The sequence below is a fragment of the Marinibacterium sp. SX1 genome (assembly GCF_050389775.1).
In the GTDB taxonomy this organism is placed as follows: domain Bacteria; phylum Pseudomonadota; class Alphaproteobacteria; order Rhodobacterales; family Rhodobacteraceae; genus Marinibacterium.
The window spans coordinates 3914572-3935005 of record NZ_CP177144.1 but is presented as its reverse complement, the minus strand read 5'-3'; the positions used below and the strand labels follow the sequence as shown (position 1 = coordinate 3935005).

General features: G+C 69.5%; 18 protein-coding genes. 10 read left to right on the top strand and 8 right to left on the bottom strand.

Going from position 1 to position 20434, the window contains the following annotated elements:
• Position 1: 1 nt before the first annotated feature.
• Positions 2 to 2749 (bottom strand): hypothetical protein, encoded by a 2748-nt coding sequence (locus ACK3BB_RS17735; RefSeq protein ID WP_428925969.1) that lies wholly within the window; start codon positions 2747 to 2749, stop codon positions 2 to 4.
• 155 nt (positions 2750 to 2904) lie between these two features.
• Here ACK3BB_RS17735 and ACK3BB_RS17730 point away from each other — a divergent pair, with 155 nt between their 5' ends.
• Positions 2905 to 3573, top strand: a complete 669-nt coding sequence (locus ACK3BB_RS17730) for a thiamine diphosphokinase (RefSeq protein ID WP_428925968.1) — start codon at positions 2905 to 2907, stop codon at positions 3571 to 3573.
• Here the strand turns inward: ACK3BB_RS17730 and ACK3BB_RS17725 are convergent.
• The 3 genes from ACK3BB_RS17725 to ACK3BB_RS17715 form a co-directional block, all read right to left on the bottom strand.
• On the bottom strand, positions 3551 to 4495 hold the full coding sequence (locus ACK3BB_RS17725; RefSeq protein ID WP_428925967.1) for a DMT family transporter: 945 nt from the start codon (positions 4493 to 4495) through the stop codon (positions 3551 to 3553). The two genes, ACK3BB_RS17730 and ACK3BB_RS17725, sit on opposite strands and share 23 nt — an antisense overlap.
• Before the next feature lie 169 nt (positions 4496 to 4664).
• Complete coding sequence (locus ACK3BB_RS17720; RefSeq protein WP_428925966.1) at positions 4665 to 6038, bottom strand: L-serine ammonia-lyase; 1374 nt, start codon at positions 6036 to 6038, stop codon at positions 4665 to 4667.
• Between the two features lies 1 nt (position 6039).
• Positions 6040 to 6735, bottom strand: a complete 696-nt coding sequence (locus ACK3BB_RS17715; protein ID WP_428925965.1) for a glutathione S-transferase family protein — start codon at positions 6733 to 6735, stop codon at positions 6040 to 6042.
• Positions 6736 to 6957: 222 nt separating this feature from the next.
• Here ACK3BB_RS17715 and rpiA point away from each other — a divergent pair, with 222 nt between their 5' ends.
• The 6 genes from rpiA (at position 6958) to ACK3BB_RS17685 (ending at position 13367) form a co-directional block, all read left to right on the top strand.
• Complete coding sequence (rpiA, locus tag ACK3BB_RS17710; RefSeq protein WP_428925964.1) at positions 6958 to 7746, top strand: ribose-5-phosphate isomerase RpiA; 789 nt, start codon at positions 6958 to 6960, stop codon at positions 7744 to 7746.
• 12 nt (positions 7747 to 7758) lie between these two features.
• Complete coding sequence (locus tag ACK3BB_RS17705; protein ID WP_428925963.1) at positions 7759 to 9216, top strand: FAD-dependent oxidoreductase; 1458 nt, start codon at positions 7759 to 7761, stop codon at positions 9214 to 9216.
• Between the two features lie 63 nt (positions 9217 to 9279).
• Positions 9280 to 10470 (top strand): FtsH protease activity modulator HflK, encoded by a 1191-nt coding sequence (hflK, locus tag ACK3BB_RS17700; protein WP_428925962.1) that lies wholly within the window; start codon positions 9280 to 9282, stop codon positions 10468 to 10470.
• On the top strand, positions 10470 to 11537 hold the full coding sequence (gene hflC / locus ACK3BB_RS17695; protein WP_428925961.1) for a protease modulator HflC: 1068 nt from the start codon (positions 10470 to 10472) through the stop codon (positions 11535 to 11537). The genes hflK and hflC overlap by 1 nt, the downstream gene beginning before the upstream one ends.
• 20 nt (positions 11538 to 11557) lie before the next feature.
• Complete coding sequence (locus ACK3BB_RS17690) at positions 11558 to 11758, top strand: DUF2065 family protein (protein WP_428925960.1); 201 nt, start codon at positions 11558 to 11560, stop codon at positions 11756 to 11758.
• Positions 11759 to 11957: 199 nt separating this feature from the next.
• Positions 11958 to 13367, top strand: coding sequence for a Do family serine endopeptidase (locus ACK3BB_RS17685; protein WP_428928760.1), 1410 nt, complete (start codon positions 11958 to 11960; stop codon positions 13365 to 13367).
• A 1088-nt stretch (positions 13368 to 14455) separates the two neighbouring features.
• Here ACK3BB_RS17685 and ACK3BB_RS17680 read toward each other — a convergent pair.
• From ACK3BB_RS17680 to ACK3BB_RS17670, 3 genes are all read right to left on the bottom strand, one after another.
• Positions 14456 to 15127, bottom strand: coding sequence for a Crp/Fnr family transcriptional regulator (locus ACK3BB_RS17680; protein WP_428925959.1), 672 nt, complete (start codon positions 15125 to 15127; stop codon positions 14456 to 14458).
• Positions 15128 to 15291: 164 nt separating this feature from the next.
• On the bottom strand, positions 15292 to 15816 hold the full coding sequence (locus tag ACK3BB_RS17675) for a peptidoglycan-binding domain-containing protein (RefSeq protein ID WP_428925958.1): 525 nt from the start codon (positions 15814 to 15816) through the stop codon (positions 15292 to 15294).
• Between the two features lie 209 nt (positions 15817 to 16025).
• Positions 16026 to 16409: an OB-fold nucleic acid binding domain-containing protein gene (locus tag ACK3BB_RS17670; protein ID WP_428925957.1), complete on the bottom strand. Its 384-nt coding sequence runs from the start codon at positions 16407 to 16409 to the stop codon at positions 16026 to 16028.
• A 136-nt stretch (positions 16410 to 16545) separates the two neighbouring features.
• Here ACK3BB_RS17670 and ACK3BB_RS17665 point away from each other — a divergent pair, with 136 nt between their 5' ends.
• On the top strand, positions 16546 to 16869 hold the full coding sequence (locus tag ACK3BB_RS17665) for a 2Fe-2S iron-sulfur cluster-binding protein (RefSeq protein WP_428925956.1): 324 nt from the start codon (positions 16546 to 16548) through the stop codon (positions 16867 to 16869).
• A gap of 131 nt (positions 16870 to 17000) precedes the next feature.
• Here ACK3BB_RS17665 and purD read toward each other — a convergent pair whose 3' ends face one another.
• Positions 17001 to 18263 (bottom strand): phosphoribosylamine--glycine ligase, encoded by a 1263-nt coding sequence (gene purD, locus ACK3BB_RS17660; RefSeq protein WP_428925955.1) that lies wholly within the window; start codon positions 18261 to 18263, stop codon positions 17001 to 17003.
• Positions 18264 to 18391: 128 nt separating this feature from the next.
• Between purD and ACK3BB_RS17655 the strand changes: the two genes are divergently transcribed.
• Together ACK3BB_RS17655 and xseA are read left to right on the top strand one after the other, a co-directional pair.
• Positions 18392 to 18634 (top strand): hypothetical protein, encoded by a 243-nt coding sequence (locus tag ACK3BB_RS17655; RefSeq protein WP_428925954.1) that lies wholly within the window; start codon positions 18392 to 18394, stop codon positions 18632 to 18634.
• A gap of 165 nt (positions 18635 to 18799) precedes the next feature.
• On the top strand, positions 18800 to 20431 hold the full coding sequence (gene xseA / locus ACK3BB_RS17650; RefSeq protein ID WP_428925953.1) for an exodeoxyribonuclease VII large subunit: 1632 nt from the start codon (positions 18800 to 18802) through the stop codon (positions 20429 to 20431).
• The last annotated feature ends 3 nt before the right edge of the window (positions 20432 to 20434 follow it).

Sequence of the window (20434 nt, the reverse complement as noted above, 5' to 3'; positions counted from 1 at the left end):
CTCAGCCCGCGGCCTTGTCGGCCTTGTGCGCGACCGGGCCCGAGGGGCGGAAGCCGATCTGCTCGGAGGCGGTGAACCGCCCGCCCGAGGTTTTCTCGATCTTGCCCTCGCGCAGCAGCTGGCCAAAGGTGCGCAGCCCGTCCTCGCGGTTGAACCCGGCGGTTTCCACCTGCTTGACGCGGGTCATCAGCTGCGGGCGCGAGAACTGCTCGCGGCCCTCGACGAAGGACAGGTAGGCGGCGGCCGCTTCGAGCAGCTCGTGCAGGTCCTGGGCGCCGACCTCGCGGGCAAAGGCCACGAAGCCGCCGGCCTGGGCCGCGCCCGCATCGGGCTGGTCTTCGGCGGCGATGCGGCGGGGGCGGATCGGCCCGCGCTGGGGCAGGATCGTGTCGGCATCGACGCGCTGTTCGGCGACCAGCTTGAGCGGCGCGGGGCGGGCTTCGATCAGCGGCCGGCGCGGGCGGGCCGGCGGGGCCAGCTCGGCCCGGCGCGGACGCACGACATTGGCCAGGTCTTCGCGATAGGCGGCATCGGCCGGGGCGCGGGTATCGGGCGTGCCGTCATCCAGCGCATCCTCGGCTTCGGCTGCGGCCACGGCGGCGCGCAGGTGGGAATAGGCCTCGCGGCGCGACGAGCTTTCGGGCTCGTCCATCTGGTGATCGGCCTCGGCCATCAGCCGCGAGACCTCGGGTTCCTTGCGGTCGACAACGGCGGTGCTGCGCTCGCGGCGGATCGCGGGCAGGGGGGCGTCTTCGTCGGGCGGGTTCAGCGCGGCCTGGGCCTCGGCCAGTTCGGCGGCCACGGCGTCCAGCTCGGCCTGCAGGTCGGCCTCGTCCTCGTCGGACAGCGACGAGCGCGACCGGGGGGCGTCGGCCGGGGTGTCGGCTGCGGCTTCGGTCCGGGTCTCGGCGTCCGGGCGGATCTCTTCGAGGCTGCCCGAGGCGATGGCCTGTTCCAGGTCGGCCCGCTTGACCTTGATCACGCGGGTGACGGGGGCGGCGGGGGCCGCCGGGGCCACGGTATCGCGCGGACCGAGATCGCCCAGGATGTTGCGGATCGCCTCGTCATCGGCGTCGTCGTCGCCATCGTCGGTCTCGGCGTCCCAGTCGAGGCCGCTGAAGACGTTGGTGTCGTCTTCGGCTGCGGCGGCGGGTGCGTCGGCCTGCGGAGCGGCAGGTGTTTCGGCCACGCGGTCCAGCTTGTCGAGCAGGGCGGAGATATCGTCGTCGTCGCCTTCCTCCTCGTCGGCGACCGGCGCGCCCTGCAGGATCAGCGGGGCGGAGGCGTCTTGCGATGGGGTGTCTTCATGGGCTTCGTCTTCGTGGGCGACGTCTTCATCGGCCAGGTTGTCCAGGACGGTCTCATCCTGGTCCATGTCCGTCGCGGCGGTGTCGTCGGCCATGTCACCGGAGGCGTCCCAATCGGTATCCGCCTGGCCGGTGGCATCACCCTGTTGTGCCTGGTCGTCGGCCCAATCCCGGGCCCAGGCATCCTGCACGGCGTCCATGTCGCCGGGCGCTTCCGGCTGGGCCAGCGGGGCGAAGGGCGCGACATTGCTGTCCTGAATCGGATCGGCGGCGGGAAGGCCGGTGTCGAAGGCCATCAGCGCGTCGTCCTGCGGGGCAGGGGCATCCTGCGGCGCGGGATCTTGCCGCGGGATGAACGTATCCTGCGGGGCAAACGTGTCCTGGGCGACATCCTGCGCAGCGAAATCATCCTGCGCAGCGCCATCCTGCGAAGCATACGTGTCCTGCGAGGCGAACGTGTCCGCGGCGGGGGCGTCCATGACCGGCGCGTTGGGCACGAAGCTGTCCATCGGCTGGACCGGCGTTTCAAAGGTCACGTCCTGGGTGGCGTCGGGCCCCATGGACTCATCGATGCCGGCGGTCTGATCGACAGCCTGATCCTGGGCCATTTCGGGCGCGAAGGATTGCATCGGGGCGACCGGAACATCCTGCACCACCGGCGCATCGGCCGGCATGCCCGTCGCGCCATCTTCCTGCGCCATGTCCGCCGGTTCGGTCGCCAGCGCGGCATTGACGGCGCCCAGCGTGTCCTCGTCGGGGTCGATGGTCTCGGCCGCAGCGGTATAGATCGCCTCGTCCTGGCTGTCCTGCGCCAGGTCGGCCGCGTCCTGGGCCAGGCCGGCGCCGACATCGGGGGTCGTTTCGGGCCGTTCGGCCGCGGCGGCTTCGGCCCGGTCGACCACGGCGCGAATCCGCGCCAGCTTGGCCGCCAGGTTGTCGGGCGCGGGCATCATCGTCGGAGCGGCAGGCGACATGTCCTGGGCCAGCTCGGCGGCCAGCTCCTCGGCTTCGGCCAGCTCGGCGGCGTCGATCTCCTGTGCCGCGTCCGCATCGGCATCGGACGATCGCAGGGTGACCTGCGGCTTGTCCGGGGCCGGTTGCGCGGTGGACACGGTCGCGGGTTGCGGGGCGGCTTCGGCGGCAGGGCGCTCTGCCGCTTGCCCGGGCGCATCCTGTCCGATGGCCGGGGCCGTGGCCCGCAGGAGAATGCCGGTGCCGTCGGTATGGGCATCGACCCGGCGCGAAATCTCGGTCTGGGCGATCCGTGCGAGCATGTCCGCATCCGGCTGCGGCGGTTCCGCACCGAAGTACCTGTCGTCGGCGGCAAGGTCGCGGAAATATTCCGCGATGGCCTTCATCGTCCCGAAGGCATCATCAAATCCCTCGAGCGTGCAGGAAAATGTGCCGTAGGAGACGGTCAGGATCTTGTTTGTCTGAACCATGTGCTCGTCCTCTCTCTATGGACGCCTGTTTACCAAGACACTCGCGGCGGGAGCGGATCGAATCTGTGCCGATATGCGTATCATTTCGTGGCGAGATTGTGTCCAGTCCCCGAAATCGGCATTAAGGCCCCATGAACAACCGGCGTTAAGGCACCATGAACAAAGCAATCGTCACCTCAGGGTCCCCCGTCACCCTCATCGGGGGCGGAGACGTCCAGGCCGAGGATCTCGACCTGGCCCTGGCCCATGCGCCAGTCCTGGTTGCCGCCGATAGTGGCGCCGATGTGGCGCTGGCGCAAGGTCATGTTCCGCAGGCCGTGATCGGCGATTTCGACAGCCTGTCCGACGCCGCCCGGGCGCGGCTGCCGGCCGAAAGGCTGCACCACATCACCGAGCAGGAAAGCACCGATTTCGACAAGGCCCTGCGCAGCATCGATGCGCCGCTGGTCCTGGCCGTGGGCTTTCTGGGCGCGCGGGTCGATCACCAGCTGTCGGTGCTCAACGTGCTGGTCCGCCGGGCCGGGGGGGCGCCCTGCGTCCTGCTGGGCGCCGAGGAGGTCATCCTGGCCGCGCCGGCGTCCGGGCTGGCCCTGCCGCTGGCGGCGGGCGAGGTTGTCTCGCTCTTTCCGCTGAGCCCGGTGCGGGGCCGGTCGACGGGCCTGCGCTGGCCGATCGACGGGCTCGACATGGCGCCCGACGGCCGGGTCGGCACGTCGAACCGGGCCGAAGGGCCGGTGACGCTGGAGGTCGACGGGCCGGGGATGCTGGTCATCCTGCCGCGCCATTGCCTGGACCTGGTGATCAGGGCGCTGCATCGCCCATAGGCCCGGCTGCCCGGTCGACCATGCGCCGGGCCCGGCGCTGCAGAGCCTGTTCGCGCAGCACGACATAAAGTCCGGCGCCGACGGTCAGGGCGATGCCCGCGCCGGCCAGGGCATCGGGCAGATCGCCGAAGATGACCAGTCCGGTCACCGTGGCCACGGGGATTTCCAGGTATTGCATCGGCGCCAGGGTGGCCGCCGGGGCAAAGCGCAGCGACCAGGTCATCAGCAGGTGGGCCGAGGTGCCCATCACGCCCAGCAGCACCAGCAGGGCGGGCACCGGGCCGGCCAGCGTGGCCGGATCAAAGCGCAGCCAGCCGGCGCCATGCAGGACCACGGCCAGGGGCAGGATCAGCGCCGTGGCCATCAGCCCGTTGACGGCCTGCAGGCCGATCGGGTCGGTGTCGCGGGCAATGCTGCGGGTGACCAGCATGAAAAAGGCAAAGTTGACGGCCACGCCCAGGGGCAGCAGGGCGTACCAGCCAACCTCGACAAAGCTGGGCTGGATGACCAGCAGGGTGCCCAGGAAACCCACGGCACAGGCCCACATCCGCCGCGGGCCGACCTCTTCGCCCAGCACGTAACGCCCGAGCAGCAGCATGATGAAGGGCATGACAAAGGCAATGGCCACTGCATCGGCCAGGGGCATGTACTGCAGGGCGGCGAACATCGCCCCGATGCCGGCCATGTGCAGCAGGGTGCGCAGCCAGGCCAGGCCCAGCACCCGGCCCGACATCCGCCAGGCCCGGCCGGTGGCCAGCACCAGCGGCCAGAGCAGCAGGGCCTGCAGGGCGAAGCGCACGAGCAGCAGGTGGAGGATGCCGATATGGCCGCCCAACAGCTTGGTCACCGCGTCGCCCAGCGGGGCGACAACGCAAAATCCCAGCATCAGGAGAATGCCCAGCACGGGCCGGTCGGTCGACATGGCGCGACCCTAGGAACCGGCCGCCCCCGGCGCAAGCCTCACGGCGCGGCCCGGCGCCCGCGCTCCGGTTGCGGTCTTCCACACGCGCCCGGTGGCCTCACGACCTGCGCCGCCGACCGGGCTGCCGCCCCGGGGCACCGCGCCCGCGCTTGAACCCAGCGCCCGGTCCTCAGCAATTCGGCACGTTCACGGCCAGCCCGCCCAGCGAGGTTTCCTTGTACTTCTCGTGCATGTCGTGGCCGGTCTGGCGCATGGTCTCGATACAGGCATCCAGCGGCACCATATGCGCCCCGTCGCCGCGCAGGGCCAGGCTGGCCGCCGACACGGCCTTGATCGCCCCCAGCCCGTTGCGCTCGATGCAGGGCACCTGCACCAGCCCCTTCACCGGGTCGCAGGTCATGCCCAGGTGGTGCTCCAGCGCGATCTCGGCGGCGTTTTCCACCTGTTCCGGCGTGCCGCCCATCACCGCGCAAAGCCCGGCCGCGGCCATCGCCGCCGCGCTGCCCACCTCGGCCTGGCATCCCGCCTCGGCCCCGCTGATCGACGCGTTGTACTTGACCAGCCCGCCGATCGCCGCGGCGGTCAGCAGGAAATCGTCGACCTTCGTCGTCGTCGCCCCGGGCACGTGGTCCAGCCAGTACCGGATCACCGCCGGCACCACGCCCGCCGCCCCGTTGGTCGGCGCCGTCACCACCTGGCCGCCGGCCGCGTTCTCTTCGTTCACGGCCATGGCATAGACCGACATCCAGTCGTTGATCGTATGTGGCGGGGCCAGGTTCATGCCCCGTTCGGCCAGCAGCGCCTCGTGGATCTTGCGCGCCCGGCGCCGCACGTTCAGCCCGCCGGGCAGGGTGCCGTCGGTGGCCAGCCCCCGGTCGATGCACCCGCTCATCACCTCCCAGATCCGTGCCACGCCCCGGTCGATCTCGCCCGCCGGCCGGCGCGAGCGTTCATTGGCCCGCTTCAGGTCGGCCACGCTGCGCCCGCTCTCCCGGCACATGTCCAGCATCTCGGCGGCCGTCTTGAATGGAAAGGGCACCGGCGCGCCCTCGGCGCTGTCCTTGCCCGCGGCCAGCTCGGCCTCGGTCAGCACAAAGCCGCCGCCAACGGAATAATAGGTCTCCGACAGGGTGACATCGCCCTGGGCATCGGTGGCCATCAGGATCATGCCGTTGGCATGGCCCGGCAGCGCCCGGTCAAAATCAAAGACCAGGTCGGTCGCCGGGGCGAAGGCCAGCGCGCCCAGCCCCTCGGGCGTCACCTGTCCGGTCTCGGCAATCCGTGCCAGCGCGGCCTCGGCCCGCCCGGCATCGAAGGTCTCGGGCGCAAAGCCCGCCAGGCCCAGGATCACCGCCCGGTCGGTGGCATGTCCGACTCCGGTAAAGGCCAGCGACCCATGCAACGAGGCCCGCAGCCCGGCGAAGCGGAAGGGCGAGCCGCGCATCAGATCGAGGAACCGCGCGGCGGCCACCATCGGGCCCATGGTGTGGGACGAGGACGGGCCGACGCCCACCTTGAACATGTCGAAGACGGACAGGAACATCTCAGAGGGCCCTCCCTTCGGGCGGTTGCGGCGGTTCGGGCGCGGTGAAGGGCCGGGCGCCCATGCCCTCGGCCCGGGCCAGGGCGGCACAGCTCGGCCGGGTCTCCAGCCGGGCGCACATGTCCATTAGCCGGGGCAGGGCGGCCAGGTCGGGCCAGCCCGGCACGGCGGCACCATAGATCTGCAGCCAGCGCAGGATGCCCGCCACGTAGAGATCCAGCGCCGAAGGCTCGGCCCCGCAGAACCAGCCGCCGCAGCGCCCGACGGCCTCGGTCTCCAGCACTTCCAGGTGGCGCCCGATACGCCCCTTCAGCGCCGCGCGCATCTCGGGCCAGGCCGCTTCCGGCCCGTAGCGCGGGGTATAGAACGTCTGGATCACCTCGGGATGCAGCGTGTTGGCAATGAAGAACAGCCAGTTCAGCGCCGCGCCCCGGGCCGGATCGCCGGCCCCGGGCAACAGCCCGCCATGGCGCTCGGCCAGCCAGACCAGCGCCGCCCCGGTTTCCGACACCACCCCGTCGGGCGCCTCCAGCGTCGGGATGCGCCCGGCCGGGTTCAGCGCCAGGTAGGCCGCGCTGCGCTGCGCCTTGGCTCCCCGGTCCACCAGCTCGGTCCGATAGGGCTGGCCCAGCTCTTCCAGCGCCAGGCGCAGGATCAGCGAGGCATTGTCCGGGGCGTAATGCAGAACATAGGTCATGGCTCACTCCTTGCGCGCGGATCACCGGCCCGCCCGCCCGGAAACGACCAGCCATCGCCGGTTTTCGCAACCTGCATCTTCTTCTTGGCCCAAATACCCGGCCTGCCGCCGGCCCGCCTGCGCCACGCTGCCAATTGACGCGGCACCGGCGGCCACGGCCTCTCGCCCCCGGGGCCGGACTTGCCTATAACGGGTCGAAACCGCCCAGGAGGATGCCATCCCATGACCGGAGAACTCTCGCCCATCGACAAGGCCAAGTTCGTCGCCGCCCGCCGCGCCGCCGAGCTGGTCGAGGACGGGATGCGCGTGGGCCTGGGCACCGGCTCCACCGCCGCCTGGCTGGTGCGCTGCCTGGGCGAGATGGTCCGCGAGGACGGGCTGAAATTCCGTGGCGTGCCGACCTCGACCCGCACCGCCGAACTGGCCCGCCGGGTCGGCCTGAACGTCGTCTCGCTCGACGAGGCCCGCTGGCTCGACCTGACGATCGACGGGGCCGACGAATTCGACAGCGATCTCAACCTGATCAAGGGCGGCGGCGGGGCGCTGCTCCAGGAAAAGATCGTCGCGACCGCGTCCGATCACATGGTTGTCATCTCGGACATCTCGAAAGAGGTCGAAACCCTGGGCGCCTTCCCCCTGCCGGTCGAGGTCGTGCCCTTTGCCTGGCAGACCACCCAGGCCCTGATCGAAGAGACCCTGGTGTCCATGGACGTGCTGGGCCGGGCCGCGACGCTGCGCATGAACGGACACGTCCCCTATGTCACCGACGAGGGCAACCACATCCTCGATCTGCACCTGTCGCGCATCGGCAATGCCCGCCAGCTGGCGCTCGTGCTCAACCAGATACCCGGCGTGGTTGAAAACGGGCTCTTCATCGATATCTGTGACACGGTCGTCATCGGCTATGGCGACGGCAGGGTGGAAACGCGTGATATCAACCAGGGCACTGTGGAACATGACCGTCTGGATTTCGTCGAGACCGAAAACCTGTTCACGGATCTCGCCGACTGAAAGGGTAATCCCATGAGTTTTGATTTCGATCTGTTCGTCATCGGTGGCGGCTCGGGCGGCGTGCGCGCCGCGCGGGTGGCGGCGGGCGACACCGGGGCCCGGGTGGCCCTGGCCGAGATGGACCGCTACGGCGGCACCTGCGTCATCCGCGGCTGCGTGCCCAAGAAGCTGATGGTCTTTGCCTCGACCTATGCGCCGATGGCCGACGAGGCCCGGGCCTATGGCTGGCAGATGGAACGCGGCGCCTTCAGCTGGACCGATTTCCGCGCCAAGCTGGACACCGAGCTCGACCGGCTGGAAGGCGTCTATCGCCGGCTGCTCGACAATTCCGGCGTGACCAAGTTCGACGCCCGGGCGGTGGTGCGCGATGCCCATACGGTCGAGCTTTCGACCGGCGAGACTTTCACCGCCAAGCATATCCTGGTGGCCACCGGCGGCCGGCCGGTGCGGCCCGACCTGCCCAATGCCGAGCTGGGCATCGTGTCGGACGACATCTTCCACCTCGACGAATTGCCCCGCCGCATCCTGATCGTCGGCGGCGGCTATATCGCCTGCGAATTCGCCTGCATCCTCAACGGGCTCGGCGTCGAGGTCACGCAATATTACCGCGGCGCCCAGATCCTGCGCGGCTTCGATGACGAGGCCCGGGGCCTGATCGCCGAACAGATGACCGATGACGGCGTGCGGCTGAAACTGGGCACCAACATCGCCGAGATGCGCCGGGCCACCGCCGCCGAGATCGCCGGCGACGTCAGCGCCGAGAACGCCGGCATGGGGCTGCCGCCCGAGGCACGCGTCCAGCCGTCGGCCGGCGGCGACAGCGGGCCGGGCCCGGTCTGGGTGCGGTCGACCAAGGGCGAGGAAGAAGTGTTCGACCTGGTGTTCTTTGCCACCGGCCGGGCGCCCAATACCGGGGACATGGGCCTGGAAGAGGCCGGCGTCAGCCTGGGCCGCGGCGGCGCGGTCGAGGTCGACGCCTACAGCCAGACGGCCGTGCCCTCGATCTATGCCATCGGCGACGCCACCGACCGGGTCAACCTGACCCCGGTGGCCATCCGCGAGGGCATGGCCTTTGTCGAAACGGTGTTCAAGGGCAACCCGACGCCGGTGGATCACGAGCTGATCCCCAGCGCGGTCTTCACCCAGCCCGAGATGGGCACGGTGGGCCTGTCGGAAGAGGCCGCCCGCGAACAGGAGCCGATCGAGGTCTACTCGACCAGCTTCAAACCCATGCAAACCGCCTTTGCGGGGCGGCCGGACCGCGTCATGATGAAGCTGATCGTCTCGCAGGCCAGCCGCAAGGTGCTGGGCTGCCACATCGTGGCGCCCGACGCCGGCGAGATGATCCAGCTGGCCGGCGTGGCCGTAAAGATGGGTGCCACCAAGGAAGATTTTGACCGGACGGTTGCGGTTCACCCGACAATGTCGGAAGAAATCGTGACGATGAAAAGCCCGACCCGGTCGTCCTGATGTTCCGGCAATGCTGCATGGAACAGGGACGGACGGAACGACGGCGCGAGAGGGAAACGACGCATGGCAGGTAACAACGGCGGCCCCTGGGGGGGCGGGGGCGGCTCTTCGGGAGGCGGCAATCGCGGAAGCGGCAACGGCGGCAACAACAACGGCGGGAACAACGGTGGCGGTGGCCCCCGGCGGCCCGGCGGTGGTGACGGCAACCCGCCGATCCCCGAGATCGACGAGCTGATGAAGAAAGGCCAGGAGCAGCTGCGCGTGCTCATGGGCGGGCGCGGCAACGGCGGTGGCCGGGGCGCGGGCTCGGGCGGCTCGGGCGGCGGTGGCGGCCCGGCCTTCACCCGCGGCACGTTGCTGCTGGGCGGCCTGGCGGCCGTGGTGCTCTGGGGCCTGGGCAGCTTTTATACCGTGCGGCCCGACGAGCAATCGGTCGAGCTGTTCCTCGGCCGGTTCAGCCAGATCGGCGATCCGGGCCTGAACTTTGCGCCCTGGCCCTTTGTCACCGCCGAGGTCATCCCGGTGACCCGCGAACGCACCGAGGACATCGGCGCGGGCACGCGTGGCAACGAGGCCGGGCTGATGCTGACCGGCGATGCCAACATCGTCGACATCGATTTCCAGGTCGTCTGGAACATCTCGGATCCGGCGCAATTCCTGTTCAACCTGCGCGATCCCAACCAGACGATCGACGCGGTGTCCGAATCGGCCATGCGCGAGATCATCGCCCAGTCCGACCTGGCGCCGATCCTGAACCGCGACCGGGGCATCATTGCCGACCGTCTGCACGAGCTGATCCAGCAGACCCTGGACAGCTATGAAAGCGGCATGAACGTCATCCGCGTCAACCTCGACAAGGCCGATCCGCCGGCGCCGGTCATCGACGCCTTCCGCGACGTGCAGGCCGCCGAGCAGGAACGCGACCGCCTGCAGAACGTGGCCGATGCCTATGCCAACCGCGTGCTGGCCGAAGCCCGGGGCGAGGCCGCCCAGTTGCTGGAAGAAGCCGAAGCCTATCGCGCGCGCGTCGTGAACGAGGCCGAAGGTGAAGCCAGCCGCTTCGAGGCCGTGCTCGAGGAATACCGCAAGGCACCCGAGGTCACGCGCAAGCGTCTCTACCTGGAAACCATGGAACAGGTGCTGGGCGACGTCGACAAGGTCATCCTCGATGACCAGGGCGGATCGGGCCAGGGCGTCGTGCCCTACCTGCCGCTGAACGAAATCCGCCGCCAGACCAGCGGGGAGGGCAACTGATGAAAAAGACCACCTATATCCTGCCCGTCATCGTTGTCGTGGTGGCTGCCTTCCTGTCGTCGATCTTTATCGTCGACGAACGGGAAAAGGCGCTGGTGCTGCAATTCGGCCGTGTCGTGACGATCAAGGAAGATCCGGGCCTGGCCTTCAAGATCCCGCTGATCCAGGAAGTCGCCCGCTATGACGACCGCATCCTGTCGCTGGATGTCGATCCGCTGGAAGTCACCCCGCTGGATGACCGCCGGCTGGTTGTTGATGCCTTCGCGCGCTACCGCATCGCGGATGTGAACCGGTTCCGCGAGGCCACCGGCGCCTCGGGCGACACCGCCGTGCGGATGGCTTCGGCCCGGCTCGATTCGATCCTGCGCGCGCAGACCCGCGAAGTGCTGGGCTCGGTGTCGTCGGACGACATCCTCAGCTCGGACCGGGCGGCCCTGATGGTGCGCATCCGCGATGGCGCCGTCGGCCAGGCCCAGGCCCTGGGCCTGCAGGTCGTCGACGTGCGGCTCAAGCGCACCGACCTGCCGACGCAGAACCTCGAAGCGACCTTCGAACGGATGCGGGCGGAACGCGAACGCGAGGCCACCGACGAACGTGCCCGCGGTAACGAGGCCGCCCAGCGTGTGCGCGCCCAGGCCGACCGGACCGTTGTCGAGCTGACCTCGGAAGCGCGGCGCGAGGCCGAGATCATCCGAGGCGAGGCCGATGCCCAGCGGAACGCGGTCTTTGCCGAGGCGTTCGGCCGCGACCAGGAATTCTTTGAATTCTACCGGTCGCTGACGGCCTATACCCGGGCCCTGCGTGGCGAGAATTCCTCGCTGGTGCTGTCGCCCGACGGCGAGTTCTTCGACTACCTGCGTTCGCCGACCGGCGGCCGCGATGTCGTGCCGACCGCCCCGCGCCCGGCTGCCGATGTGCAGGCCGAGCAGGACGCCAACCTGCAGGCCGCCGAAGAGGCGCTGGAGGAAACCGAGGCCGCGACCCAGGCCGAGGAAGAGGCTGACACCGATGTCGACAACTTCCGCGTCGACGAGGTCGAGGACGCCGAAGAGGGCGTGAACGATTGATCGCAACGACCCTTCTCGCAATGGGATTGGTGCTCGTGACCGAGGGGCTGGCCTGGTGGCTGGCCCCTTCTCTTTTGGAACGGCTGCTGGACATGCTGCGCAGCCTGCCGGTGCCCGCGCGCCGGCAGCTGGGCCTGCTGGCCGTGGTCTCGGGCCTGATCCTGCTGTGGGCGGCGCACCAGATGGGGGCGCAAGTGCTTGGCGGGTCGGGTGCCATGTGACATAACTGTCACGCGCAAGTGAAGAATTGCGCGCGGCGAGGGTCTTTCGGACGGCGTTGCAGTCGCGATACTTGGACCAACCAATCCCGTCGGGTCGTGGGAGCAGAACCGGCCCGGCATACCACAAAGGAGAATGCAGAGGATGCAGCTTCAGACATCGACGCTGACACGCTTGGCACCGTCGCGGGCCTTCAACGTGATGGGCCTGTGGGTGATGGCCCTGGCCCTGATCCTGGCCCAGGCGGTCACGGCCCAGGGACGGCCCGACAGCCTGGCTCCGCTGGCCGACCAGATCAGCCCCGCCGTGGTCAACATCACCACCTCGACCGTCGTCGAAGGCCGCACCGGCCCGCAGGGCATCGTGCCCGAAGGCTCGCCGTTCGAAGACTTCTTCCGCGAGTTCCAGGACCGCAACGGTGGCGACAATTCCCGGCCCCGCCGGTCCTCGGCCCTGGGGTCGGGTTTCGTCATTTCCGAAGACGGCTACGTGGTGACCAACAACCACGTGATCGAAAGCGCCGACGAGATCATGATCGAGTTCTTCAACGGCGAAGAGCTGGAAGCCAAGGTCGTGGGCACCGATCCCAACACCGACATCGCCCTGCTGAAGGTCGAAGCCGAAGAGCCGCTGCCCTTCGTGACCTTCGGCGACAGCGACACCGCCCGCGTGGGCGATTGGGTGCTGGCCATGGGCAACCCGCTGGGCCAGGGCTTTTCGCTGTCGGTCGGCATCGTCTCGGCCCGCAACCGCGCGCTGTCGGGCAGCTATGACGATTACATCCAGACCGACGCGGCGATCAACCGGGGCAACTCGGGCGGCCCGCTGTTCAACATGGACGGCCAGGTCGTCGGCGTGAACACGGCCATCCTGTCGCCCAACGGCGGCTCGATCGGCATCGGCTTCTCGATGGCCTCGAACGTGGTGACCAAGGTGGTCGACCAGCTGCGCGAATACGGCGAGACCCGCCGGGGCTGGCTGGGCGTGCGCATCCAGGACGTGACCGACGAGATCGCCGAGGCCATGGGCCTGGAACAGGCCTCCGGCGCGCTGATCACCGACGTGCCCGAAGGCCCGGCGATGGATGCCGGCCTGCTGGCCGGTGACGTCATCACCACCTTCGACGGCGTCCAGGTCGAAGACACCCGGTCGCTGGTCCGCCAGGTGGGCAACACCGAAGTGGGCAAATCGGTCCGCGTGGTGGTCTTCCGCGATGGCACGACCAAGACGATCCTGGTGACCCTGGGCCGCCGCGAGGAAGCCGAGCGCACCGTGCCGGCCGCGATGGAGCAGATGCAGGACGAGGAAGCCGAGCGCGAGATCCTGGGCCTGACCCTGTCGGTCCTGACCGAAGAGGTCCGGGGCGAGCTGGGCATTCCCGAAGGTCAGACAGGGCTGGTTGTCGTCGATGTCGACGAGACCTCGGAAGCCTTCGAAAAGGGCCTGCGTGCCGGTGACCTGATCACCGAGGCCGGCCAGCAGAAGGTCGAGACCCTGGCCGCTCTGGACGAGCGCATCACCGAGGCCACCGAAGCCGGGCGCAAGTCGCTGCTGCTGCTGGTGCGCCGTGGCGGCGATCCGCGCTTCGTGGCGCTCAGCCTCGACGGCTGACGGGCGCGCATTGGGAAAACGACGCGGCCCGCGCGGGCCGCGTCGTGCCCCGCCGAAGGGCGCCGGCCCGGGTCTGTCCGGGCGCAGGCCCTGAGGTCCAAAGAAAAAAAGCCATGTGCCCGAGGGCGCATGGCTTTTGAGTTTGGGGAAAGAGGCAGAAGCGACACATGCCCGGATAAGGACAGATCGCCACCGGAGAAATCGGGCCGCCGGGACTTTGCAGCGCCGGACGGTAATGTCCGGTCTTGCAGGCGGGTCCGGTCATCGACTGAAAGGTCGCTCCGGGGTGGGCATGTGTCGCGGGTCAAATGGGTTCGGGTCAATTCCTTGTTGTCGTCAAAGGTCTTGTCGGCCAGCGCGTCGCGGGAGGACAGGCATCAGCGCCATGCGGCCGGGTCTTGGGACTTGGTGACGGTCGGGGCCTGAATATGGTCCGTCGCGTCGTCTTCTCCTTTCACTATCGTCTTTCGGTTCAATCGTTTCGGTCCAACTCGTGTCCGATCTGATGAACCCAGAATGCCCCAACGGCACGCACGGGTCTGTGAACGAGTTCACAGGAGCGCAAAAAATCCGAAAAAAGTTCAGGCCGGGCGGAGAAGGTCCCGGCTGCATGGAAGCAGGCCGCCGGGCGGGGGCGCCGGTTGGGAGGTGGGCGCCGGTTGGGGTGTGGGGGCCGGACGGGACAGGTCCCGGACAGGGCCGCGTGCCGGACCGGGTGGTGCGATGGACATAGCAAGGTGCCGGACAGGGCTGGGCGTCGGACGTGGCGCGGCGCGGCAGGAGCGAGGTTCGGACAGGGCGCGGCGTTGGACAGGTCGGAGTGGCTGGCCGGGCGGGATGCCGGATTGGGCAAGATGTCGGACGGGGCAGGGTACCGGATCGATTAGGGGGCTGGACCGGGCGGCATGCCGGGCCGGAAGAGATAGCTGGCTGGGAGGGGTGCCGGATCCGGCGAGGAGGCGGACGGGGTGTGGTGCCGGACGGGGGGACTGCCGGACAGCGGGACGTGCCGGTCTGGGTGAAGTGCCGTAGTGAACGGGCGTTGGACGGGGCGGGCGGCCGGCCCGCCGCCGCGCCACGATCAGGGATCAGATGAAATCGGGATCGGCGATCAGTTCCAGTGCCGGGCGGTCCAGCACCTTCAGCCCTCCGCGTGAGGCTTCGACCACGCCGTCCTTCTTCCAGCTCGACAGGGTCTTGGACACGGCTTCGCGCGTTGCGCCGACAAATTCGGCCAGCTCGGACTGCGACAGTTTCAGCCGGGCATCGTCGGCCGGCTGGGGCGTGTCGCCCTGGGTCAGGTACAGGATCTTGCGGGCCAGCCGCAGGGGCACGGGCAGGAAGACCTGTTCGTTGAGCTGGCGGTTCATGTAGCGCATGCGCTGGCCGGCCAGGTGGATCAGGTCGATGGCCAGGTCGGGGCTCTTGCTGATTTCCGACAGCACGTCGCTGTGGCGCACCCGGCGCAGCACCGACGGTTCCAGCGCCGCGGCCGTGGCCGTGCGCGGGCCGGGATCGAACAGGGTGATCTCGCCCAGCACGGCGCCCGGGCGCATGATGTCCAGGGCCAGCTTGCGGCCATCCTCGGAATAGACGGAGACCTCAAGCGCGCCTTCGGTCACGGCAAACAGCGCGTCGCCCGGGTCACCGGCCTCGAACAGGACCTGGCCCTTGGTCAGGCGGATGTCGGTGGCAAGGCCTTCCAGCATGTCGGTCAGGGCGTCGGAGGCGGTGGACAGGAAACCGTAGGCAGTACGCATGTGAACAATTCGATCCGTCGTTTCGCGCGGATCTTAGACCATCGATGCCGCCCTGTCGCGGCAATTTGCCGGGGGTTCGGCCGTGGTGGCGGGTGGCATGGCCGGTTGCCGGGCCGGTTGCGCGGCTTCTGCGCAGATCGGCCGGGGTCGGGCGGCATCGGCGGTCACTGCTGGGGCAGCACCGAGACAAGGCCCAGGTCGCGGGCCGATTTCAGCGACAGGATGCCCGAATCAAGCCCGTCGCGGGCCTGGTAGCGGCTGACGGCATTGCGCGTGGCGCTGTCCATCTGGCCGGTGACCGGCGCGATATAGAAGCCCCGGACCCGCAGGGCGCGCTGCAGCGAGGCGATGAACTCGGGCGTCATGTCCTCGGGGCAGGGGGTTTCGAACCAGGTTTCCTCGCGCTCGCGCACGATCTGCTGGCGGGTTTCGGTCTTGTAGATCGCCGGGCGGGTGACGGTGCCATCGGCCATGACCTCGGTCGGCTGCAGCAGCACATGGGCGGTGACCGTTTCGACCACGGCCGGGGTGACGATGCGGTGCCAGCAGGTGTCGGGCGGAGCGCCGGGCGGGGCGATGCGGGTCAGCTCGGCCGGCGGCGGCGGATCGGACGCGCCCTCCTGTCCCGGGCCGCAGGCGGTCAGCGACCAGAGGCCCAGCAGGGCAGGGGTCAGGCGGAAGGAAGGCATGGACGGCTCGGGCCTCGGCTGGGCTTTTCGCGGCAGGATAGACGCAAGCCGGGGGCGGGGCCAGCCCGGGCGGGCCGGAGTGTGGGGATCGTGCTGGTCCGGCTGGATGGTTGAGGGCCGGCCGGTGGGATCGAAGTGCGACCGGCGGGATGGGCATGGGGCCGGTGGCGGGTGATCGTGCGCCTCCGCCGGGACGACGACAGCCGGGATCAGGGCGTGTCGGGCGGGGGCAGGGGCGCGCCGGTGACGAGCATGTCGAGCATGTCCGAGATATCCTCGATCTCTTCGGCCAGCACATGGGTGACCGAATGGGCCCGCTGGATGCGCCCGGTCACGCGCAGCAGGCGCCCGGCGATCACCGCCCGGCGGAAGCGTTCGTAGATCTTGCGCCAGACGATGACATTGACCACCCCGGTTTCGTCTTCGAGCGTGACGAAGATCACCCCCTTGGCCGTGCCCGGCCGCTGGCGCAGGATGACCAGCCCGGCCACGGTCACCCGCGCGCCCTGCGGCGGGTCGTCGAGCCGGTCGGCCGGCAGGGCAGCCGGCGGGCGGGGCCAGTCGGGCCCTTCGGGGACGGGTGTTACGAACATGTGACCAACAATTAGAACGCGCCCGGCCCCGCGGCAAGCCGGGCGTGCCGGGCGGGCAATTGGCTCTGGCCCCGGGCGCGGGGCTTGTCTAGAGAAGGTCTGACCGACGAAAAGGACAAGGACCGGACCAGGACCCATGGCCAAGATTACCTATATCGAGCATGACGGGACCGAACATGTGGTCGACGTGCCCAACGGGCTGACCGTGATGGAAGGCGCCCGTGACAACAACATTCCGGGCATCGAGGCCGATTGCGGCGGGGCCTGCGCCTGCTCGACCTGCCATGTCTACATCCATCCCGACTGGGTCGAGAAAGTGCCCGCCAAGGATGACATGGAAGAAGACATGCTCGATTTCGCCTTCGAGCCCGATCCCGCCCGCTCGCGGCTGACCTGCCAGATCAAGGTCACCGATGCGCTGGACGGGCTGGTTGTCCAGATGCCGGAAAAGCAGATCTGATCATCTGACTGACTGAGTGTCGGCCCCGCTCCGGGGGCCGCTCGGCCGGGCCGCATGGCCCGGCTCGCCATCCTGCCCCGCCCGTTGGCTGGGGCGAAGACAGGACACTTCCCGGGGCATCAACGGGCGCGTCAGAGCGCCCGCCAGCCGATATCGCTGCGATAGAACCCCTCGGGCCAGTCGATGGACTCGGCCAGGGCATAGGCCCGCGCGCGGGCCTCGGCCAGGGTGGCGCCCCGGGCGGTGGCGTTCAGCACCCGGCCGCCATTGGCCAGGTATTGCCCGTCCTGCCGCACCGTGCCGGCGTGAAAGCACATCTCGAAAGAGGTCTCCGGCAGGGCCTCCAGCCCGTCGATCACGCTGCCCTTGTCATAGGCCCCGGGATAGCCCCGGGCCGCCAGGACCACCGTCATCGCATGGTCATCGGCCCAGTTGACCCGGGCCTCGTCCAGCCGGCCCTCGGCCGCGGCATGCATCAGGTCCAGTGCCTGGCCGCCCAGCCGCAGCATCAGCGCCTGGCATTCCGGGTCGCCGAAGCGCACGTTGTATTCCACCAGCCGCGACCGGCCGTTTTCGATCATCAGCCCGGCATAGAGCACGCCCTGGTAGGGCATGCCCCGCCGGGCCATCTCGGCCACGCAGGGCCGGATGATCTCGTCCAGGGCCTGGGCCGTGATCGCCTCGTCCATCACCGGGGCCGGGGAATAGGCGCCCATCCCGCCGGTGTTCGGCCCGGTGTCGCCTTCGCCCACGCGCTTGTGGTCCTGGGCCGTGCCGATCGGCAGCACCGTCTCGCCGTCGCAGAGCACGAAGAACGACGCCTCTTCGCCGGTCATGAATTCCTCGATGACCACCTCGGCCCCGGCGCCTCCGAAGGCCCCGCCGAACATGTCGTCGATCGCCGCGATCGCCGTGGCCTCGTCCATCGCCACGATCACGCCCTTGCCCGCGGCCAGGCCGTCGGCCTTGATCACGATCGGCGCGCCCTGTTCCCGCACATAGGCCCGGGCCGGCTCGGCCTCGGTAAAGGCCGCATAGCCCGCCGTCGGCGCACCGGCCGCGGCACAGACTTCCTTGGTGAAGCGCTTGGACGCCTCGAGCTGCGCGGCCTGGGCCGAGGGCCCGAAGACCAGAACACCTTCCTCGCGCAGCCGGTCGGCCACCCCGGCGGCCAGCGGCGCCTCGGGGCCGACGATGACGAAATCGATGGAATGGGCATCGGCAAAACCGGCCACCGCCGCGGCGTCCTCGATGTCGAGGCTGGCGCAGGTCGCGATCTGGGCGATCCCCGCATTGCCCGGCGCGACGATCAGCTTGTCGCACTTGGGGTTCTGCAGCACTGCCCAGGCCAGCGCATGTTCGCGCCCGCCGCTGCCGAGGATGAGGATGTTCATGGGCCGCCCCTTCTTTGCCGAAATCGCCATGTCGTGATCCGGCCCGCTCATAGCCCAGCCCATGCCCCGGGAACAAGCGTCCTTGCCCTGCGTTCCCACCACCGATCCACCTGCAACGGAGCATTCCCATGACCGAGACGACCGATCTGCTGAGCAAGTCCTACGTGGTCACGGCCCGGCCCGACCTGGCCGACATGCATTTCGTGCACCATGATGCCTGCCCGGTGCTGCCCGCCGGGGCCCTGCTGCCGCTGGGGGCCTTTGAACGGGCCGAACCGGCCGTTGTCCTGGCCGAACGGCGCTTTGCCGCCGTCCAGGCCTGTGCGCTCTGCTGCCCCGAGGCCCGCGAGATGCAGGCCGAGGCCGCCTGATCCATCCTGCCGGCTTTTCTCTGGCGGCCCGGCGGTCTACCCTGCGGCCCACCGGCGCCCGGCGCGCCGGGCGTGTAGCACGACATCGGCCACGTCATCCGCATGAACGCCATGCGGGGCGGGGCCGAGCGGGACCAAACAGGGCCGGACGGGGCGGGACAGGGCATGGACCTTTTCGATGACGCAGATGGCGGCAAGGATGCCGCGGACGAGGGCGGCAACGCCCCGGAATTCACCGTCTCCGAGCTGTCGGGCGCGGTCAAGCGCACCATCGAAGGCGAATTCGGCCATGTCCGCGTGCGCGGCGAGGTCGGCCGGGTCAGCCGACCGGGCTCGGGCCATGTCTATCTCGATCTCAAGGACGACCGGGCGGTCATCGCCGGGGTGATGTGGAAAGGCGTGGCCTCGCGCCTGACGACCCGGCCCGAAGAGGGCATGGAGGTCATTGCCACCGGCCGGCTGACCACCTTCCCGGGCCAGTCGCGGTACCAGATCATCATCGAGGACATCCGCCCGGCGGGCATGGGCGCGCTGATGGCCATGCTGGAAAAGCGCAAGGCCGCGCTGGCCGCCGAGGGCCTCTTTGACGCTTCGCGCAAACAGCCCTTGCCCTACCTGCCCGAGATCATCGGCGTGGTCACATCGCCCACCGGGGCGGTGATCCGCGACATCCTGCACCGCCTGCGCGACCGGTTCCCGCGCAAGGTGCTGGTCTGGCCGGTGCCGGTCCAGGGCGAGCGCTGCGCGCCCGAGGTGGCCCGGGCGATCGAAGGTTTCAACCGGCTGACGCCCGGCGGGGCGCTTCCCCGGCCGGACCTGCTGATCGTCGCCCGGGGGGGCGGGTCGGTCGAGGATCTCTGGGGCTTCAACGAGGAAATCGTCGTGCGTGCGGCGGCGGCCTCGCGCATTCCGCTGATCTCGGCCGTGGGCCATGAAACCGATACCACGCTGATCGACTTCGCCTCGGACCGCCGGGCGCCCACGCCCACCGCCGCGGCCGAGCTGGCCGTGCCCGTGCGGATGGAATTGATGGCCTGGACCGAAGACCAGGGCGCCCGGCTGACCCGGGCCCTGGGCAATGGCGTGACCCAGCGCCGCCAGCGCCTGGCCGACCTGTCCCGTGCCCTGCCGCGCCCCGAAAGCCTGCTGGACGGCCCGCGCCAGAAGGTCGACATCCTGGGGGACAAGCTGCCCGGCGCCCTGCGTTCGGGCATCCAGCGGCGCCAGCTGGCGCTGAGCGATCTGACCGGCAGCCTGCGCCCTTCGGCCCTGCGCCGGCTGGTCGGCGGCCAGCGCGACACGCTCGACCGGCTGTCGGCCCGGCTGGCCCCGGCGCTGGAGCGCTGCATCCGCCTGCGCCGGGCCGAGCTGACCCACCGGGCCGACCGGCTGCAACCGCGCCGGCTGGCCAGCGAACAGGCCAGCGCCCGGCGCGAATTCGACCGGCTGTCGGATCGCTTCGGGGTCGCGGCCCGGGCCCAGCTGGCCGATTGGCGCCGGCGCATCGACACGGCCGACCGCCTGCGCGAAACGCTCAGCTATCGCGCGACGCTGGATCGCGGCTATGCGGTGGTCCGCGCGGGCGATCAGGTGATCACCTCGCGCATTGCGGCGGCCGGTGCCGGGCCGCTCGATATCGAATTTGCCGATGGTGTCTTTCGAGCGGCGGAGATGGCCGCGCCCGACAGTCCGCCCCCGAGTGCGGCCAAACCGTCGGCCAAGCCCGCCAGACCAGCCGCCAAATCAACGCGCAAGCCGCCGGCGGATGACCCGCCCGACCAGGGCTCGCTGTTCTGATCT

Bases quoted from the DNA above. Each gene is read 5' to 3' on its own strand.
- ACK3BB_RS17735 (WP_428925969.1), bottom strand. From the start codon at position 2,749: ATGGTTCAGACAAACAAGATCCTGACCGTCTCCTACGGCACATTTTCC.
- hflC (WP_428925961.1), top strand. From the start codon at position 10,470: ATGAAAAAGACCACCTATATCCTGCCCGTCATCGTTGTCGTGGTGGCT.
- ACK3BB_RS17665 (WP_428925956.1), top strand. From the start codon at position 16,546: ATGGCCAAGATTACCTATATCGAGCATGACGGGACCGAACATGTGGTC.
- ACK3BB_RS17705 (WP_428925963.1), top strand. From the start codon at position 7,759: ATGAGTTTTGATTTCGATCTGTTCGTCATCGGTGGCGGCTCGGGCGGC.
- ACK3BB_RS17725 (WP_428925967.1), bottom strand. From the start codon at position 4,495: ATGTCGACCGACCGGCCCGTGCTGGGCATTCTCCTGATGCTGGGATTT.
- ACK3BB_RS17720 (WP_428925966.1), bottom strand. From the start codon at position 6,038: ATGTTCCTGTCCGTCTTCGACATGTTCAAGGTGGGCGTCGGCCCGTCC.
- ACK3BB_RS17670 (WP_428925957.1), bottom strand. From the start codon at position 16,409: ATGTTCGTAACACCCGTCCCCGAAGGGCCCGACTGGCCCCGCCCGCCG.
- ACK3BB_RS17690 (WP_428925960.1), top strand. From the start codon at position 11,558: ATGGGATTGGTGCTCGTGACCGAGGGGCTGGCCTGGTGGCTGGCCCCT.
- ACK3BB_RS17685 (WP_428928760.1), top strand. From the start codon at position 11,958: ATGGGCCTGTGGGTGATGGCCCTGGCCCTGATCCTGGCCCAGGCGGTC.
- xseA (WP_428925953.1), top strand. From the start codon at position 18,800: ATGGACCTTTTCGATGACGCAGATGGCGGCAAGGATGCCGCGGACGAG.
- purD (WP_428925955.1), bottom strand. From the start codon at position 18,263: ATGAACATCCTCATCCTCGGCAGCGGCGGGCGCGAACATGCGCTGGCC.
- ACK3BB_RS17715 (WP_428925965.1), bottom strand. From the start codon at position 6,735: ATGACCTATGTTCTGCATTACGCCCCGGACAATGCCTCGCTGATCCTG.
- ACK3BB_RS17730 (WP_428925968.1), top strand. From the start codon at position 2,905: ATGAACAAAGCAATCGTCACCTCAGGGTCCCCCGTCACCCTCATCGGG.
- ACK3BB_RS17655 (WP_428925954.1), top strand. From the start codon at position 18,392: ATGACCGAGACGACCGATCTGCTGAGCAAGTCCTACGTGGTCACGGCC.
- rpiA (WP_428925964.1), top strand. From the start codon at position 6,958: ATGACCGGAGAACTCTCGCCCATCGACAAGGCCAAGTTCGTCGCCGCC.
- hflK (WP_428925962.1), top strand. From the start codon at position 9,280: ATGGCAGGTAACAACGGCGGCCCCTGGGGGGGCGGGGGCGGCTCTTCG.
- ACK3BB_RS17680 (WP_428925959.1), bottom strand. From the start codon at position 15,127: ATGCGTACTGCCTACGGTTTCCTGTCCACCGCCTCCGACGCCCTGACC.
- ACK3BB_RS17675 (WP_428925958.1), bottom strand. From the start codon at position 15,816: ATGCCTTCCTTCCGCCTGACCCCTGCCCTGCTGGGCCTCTGGTCGCTG.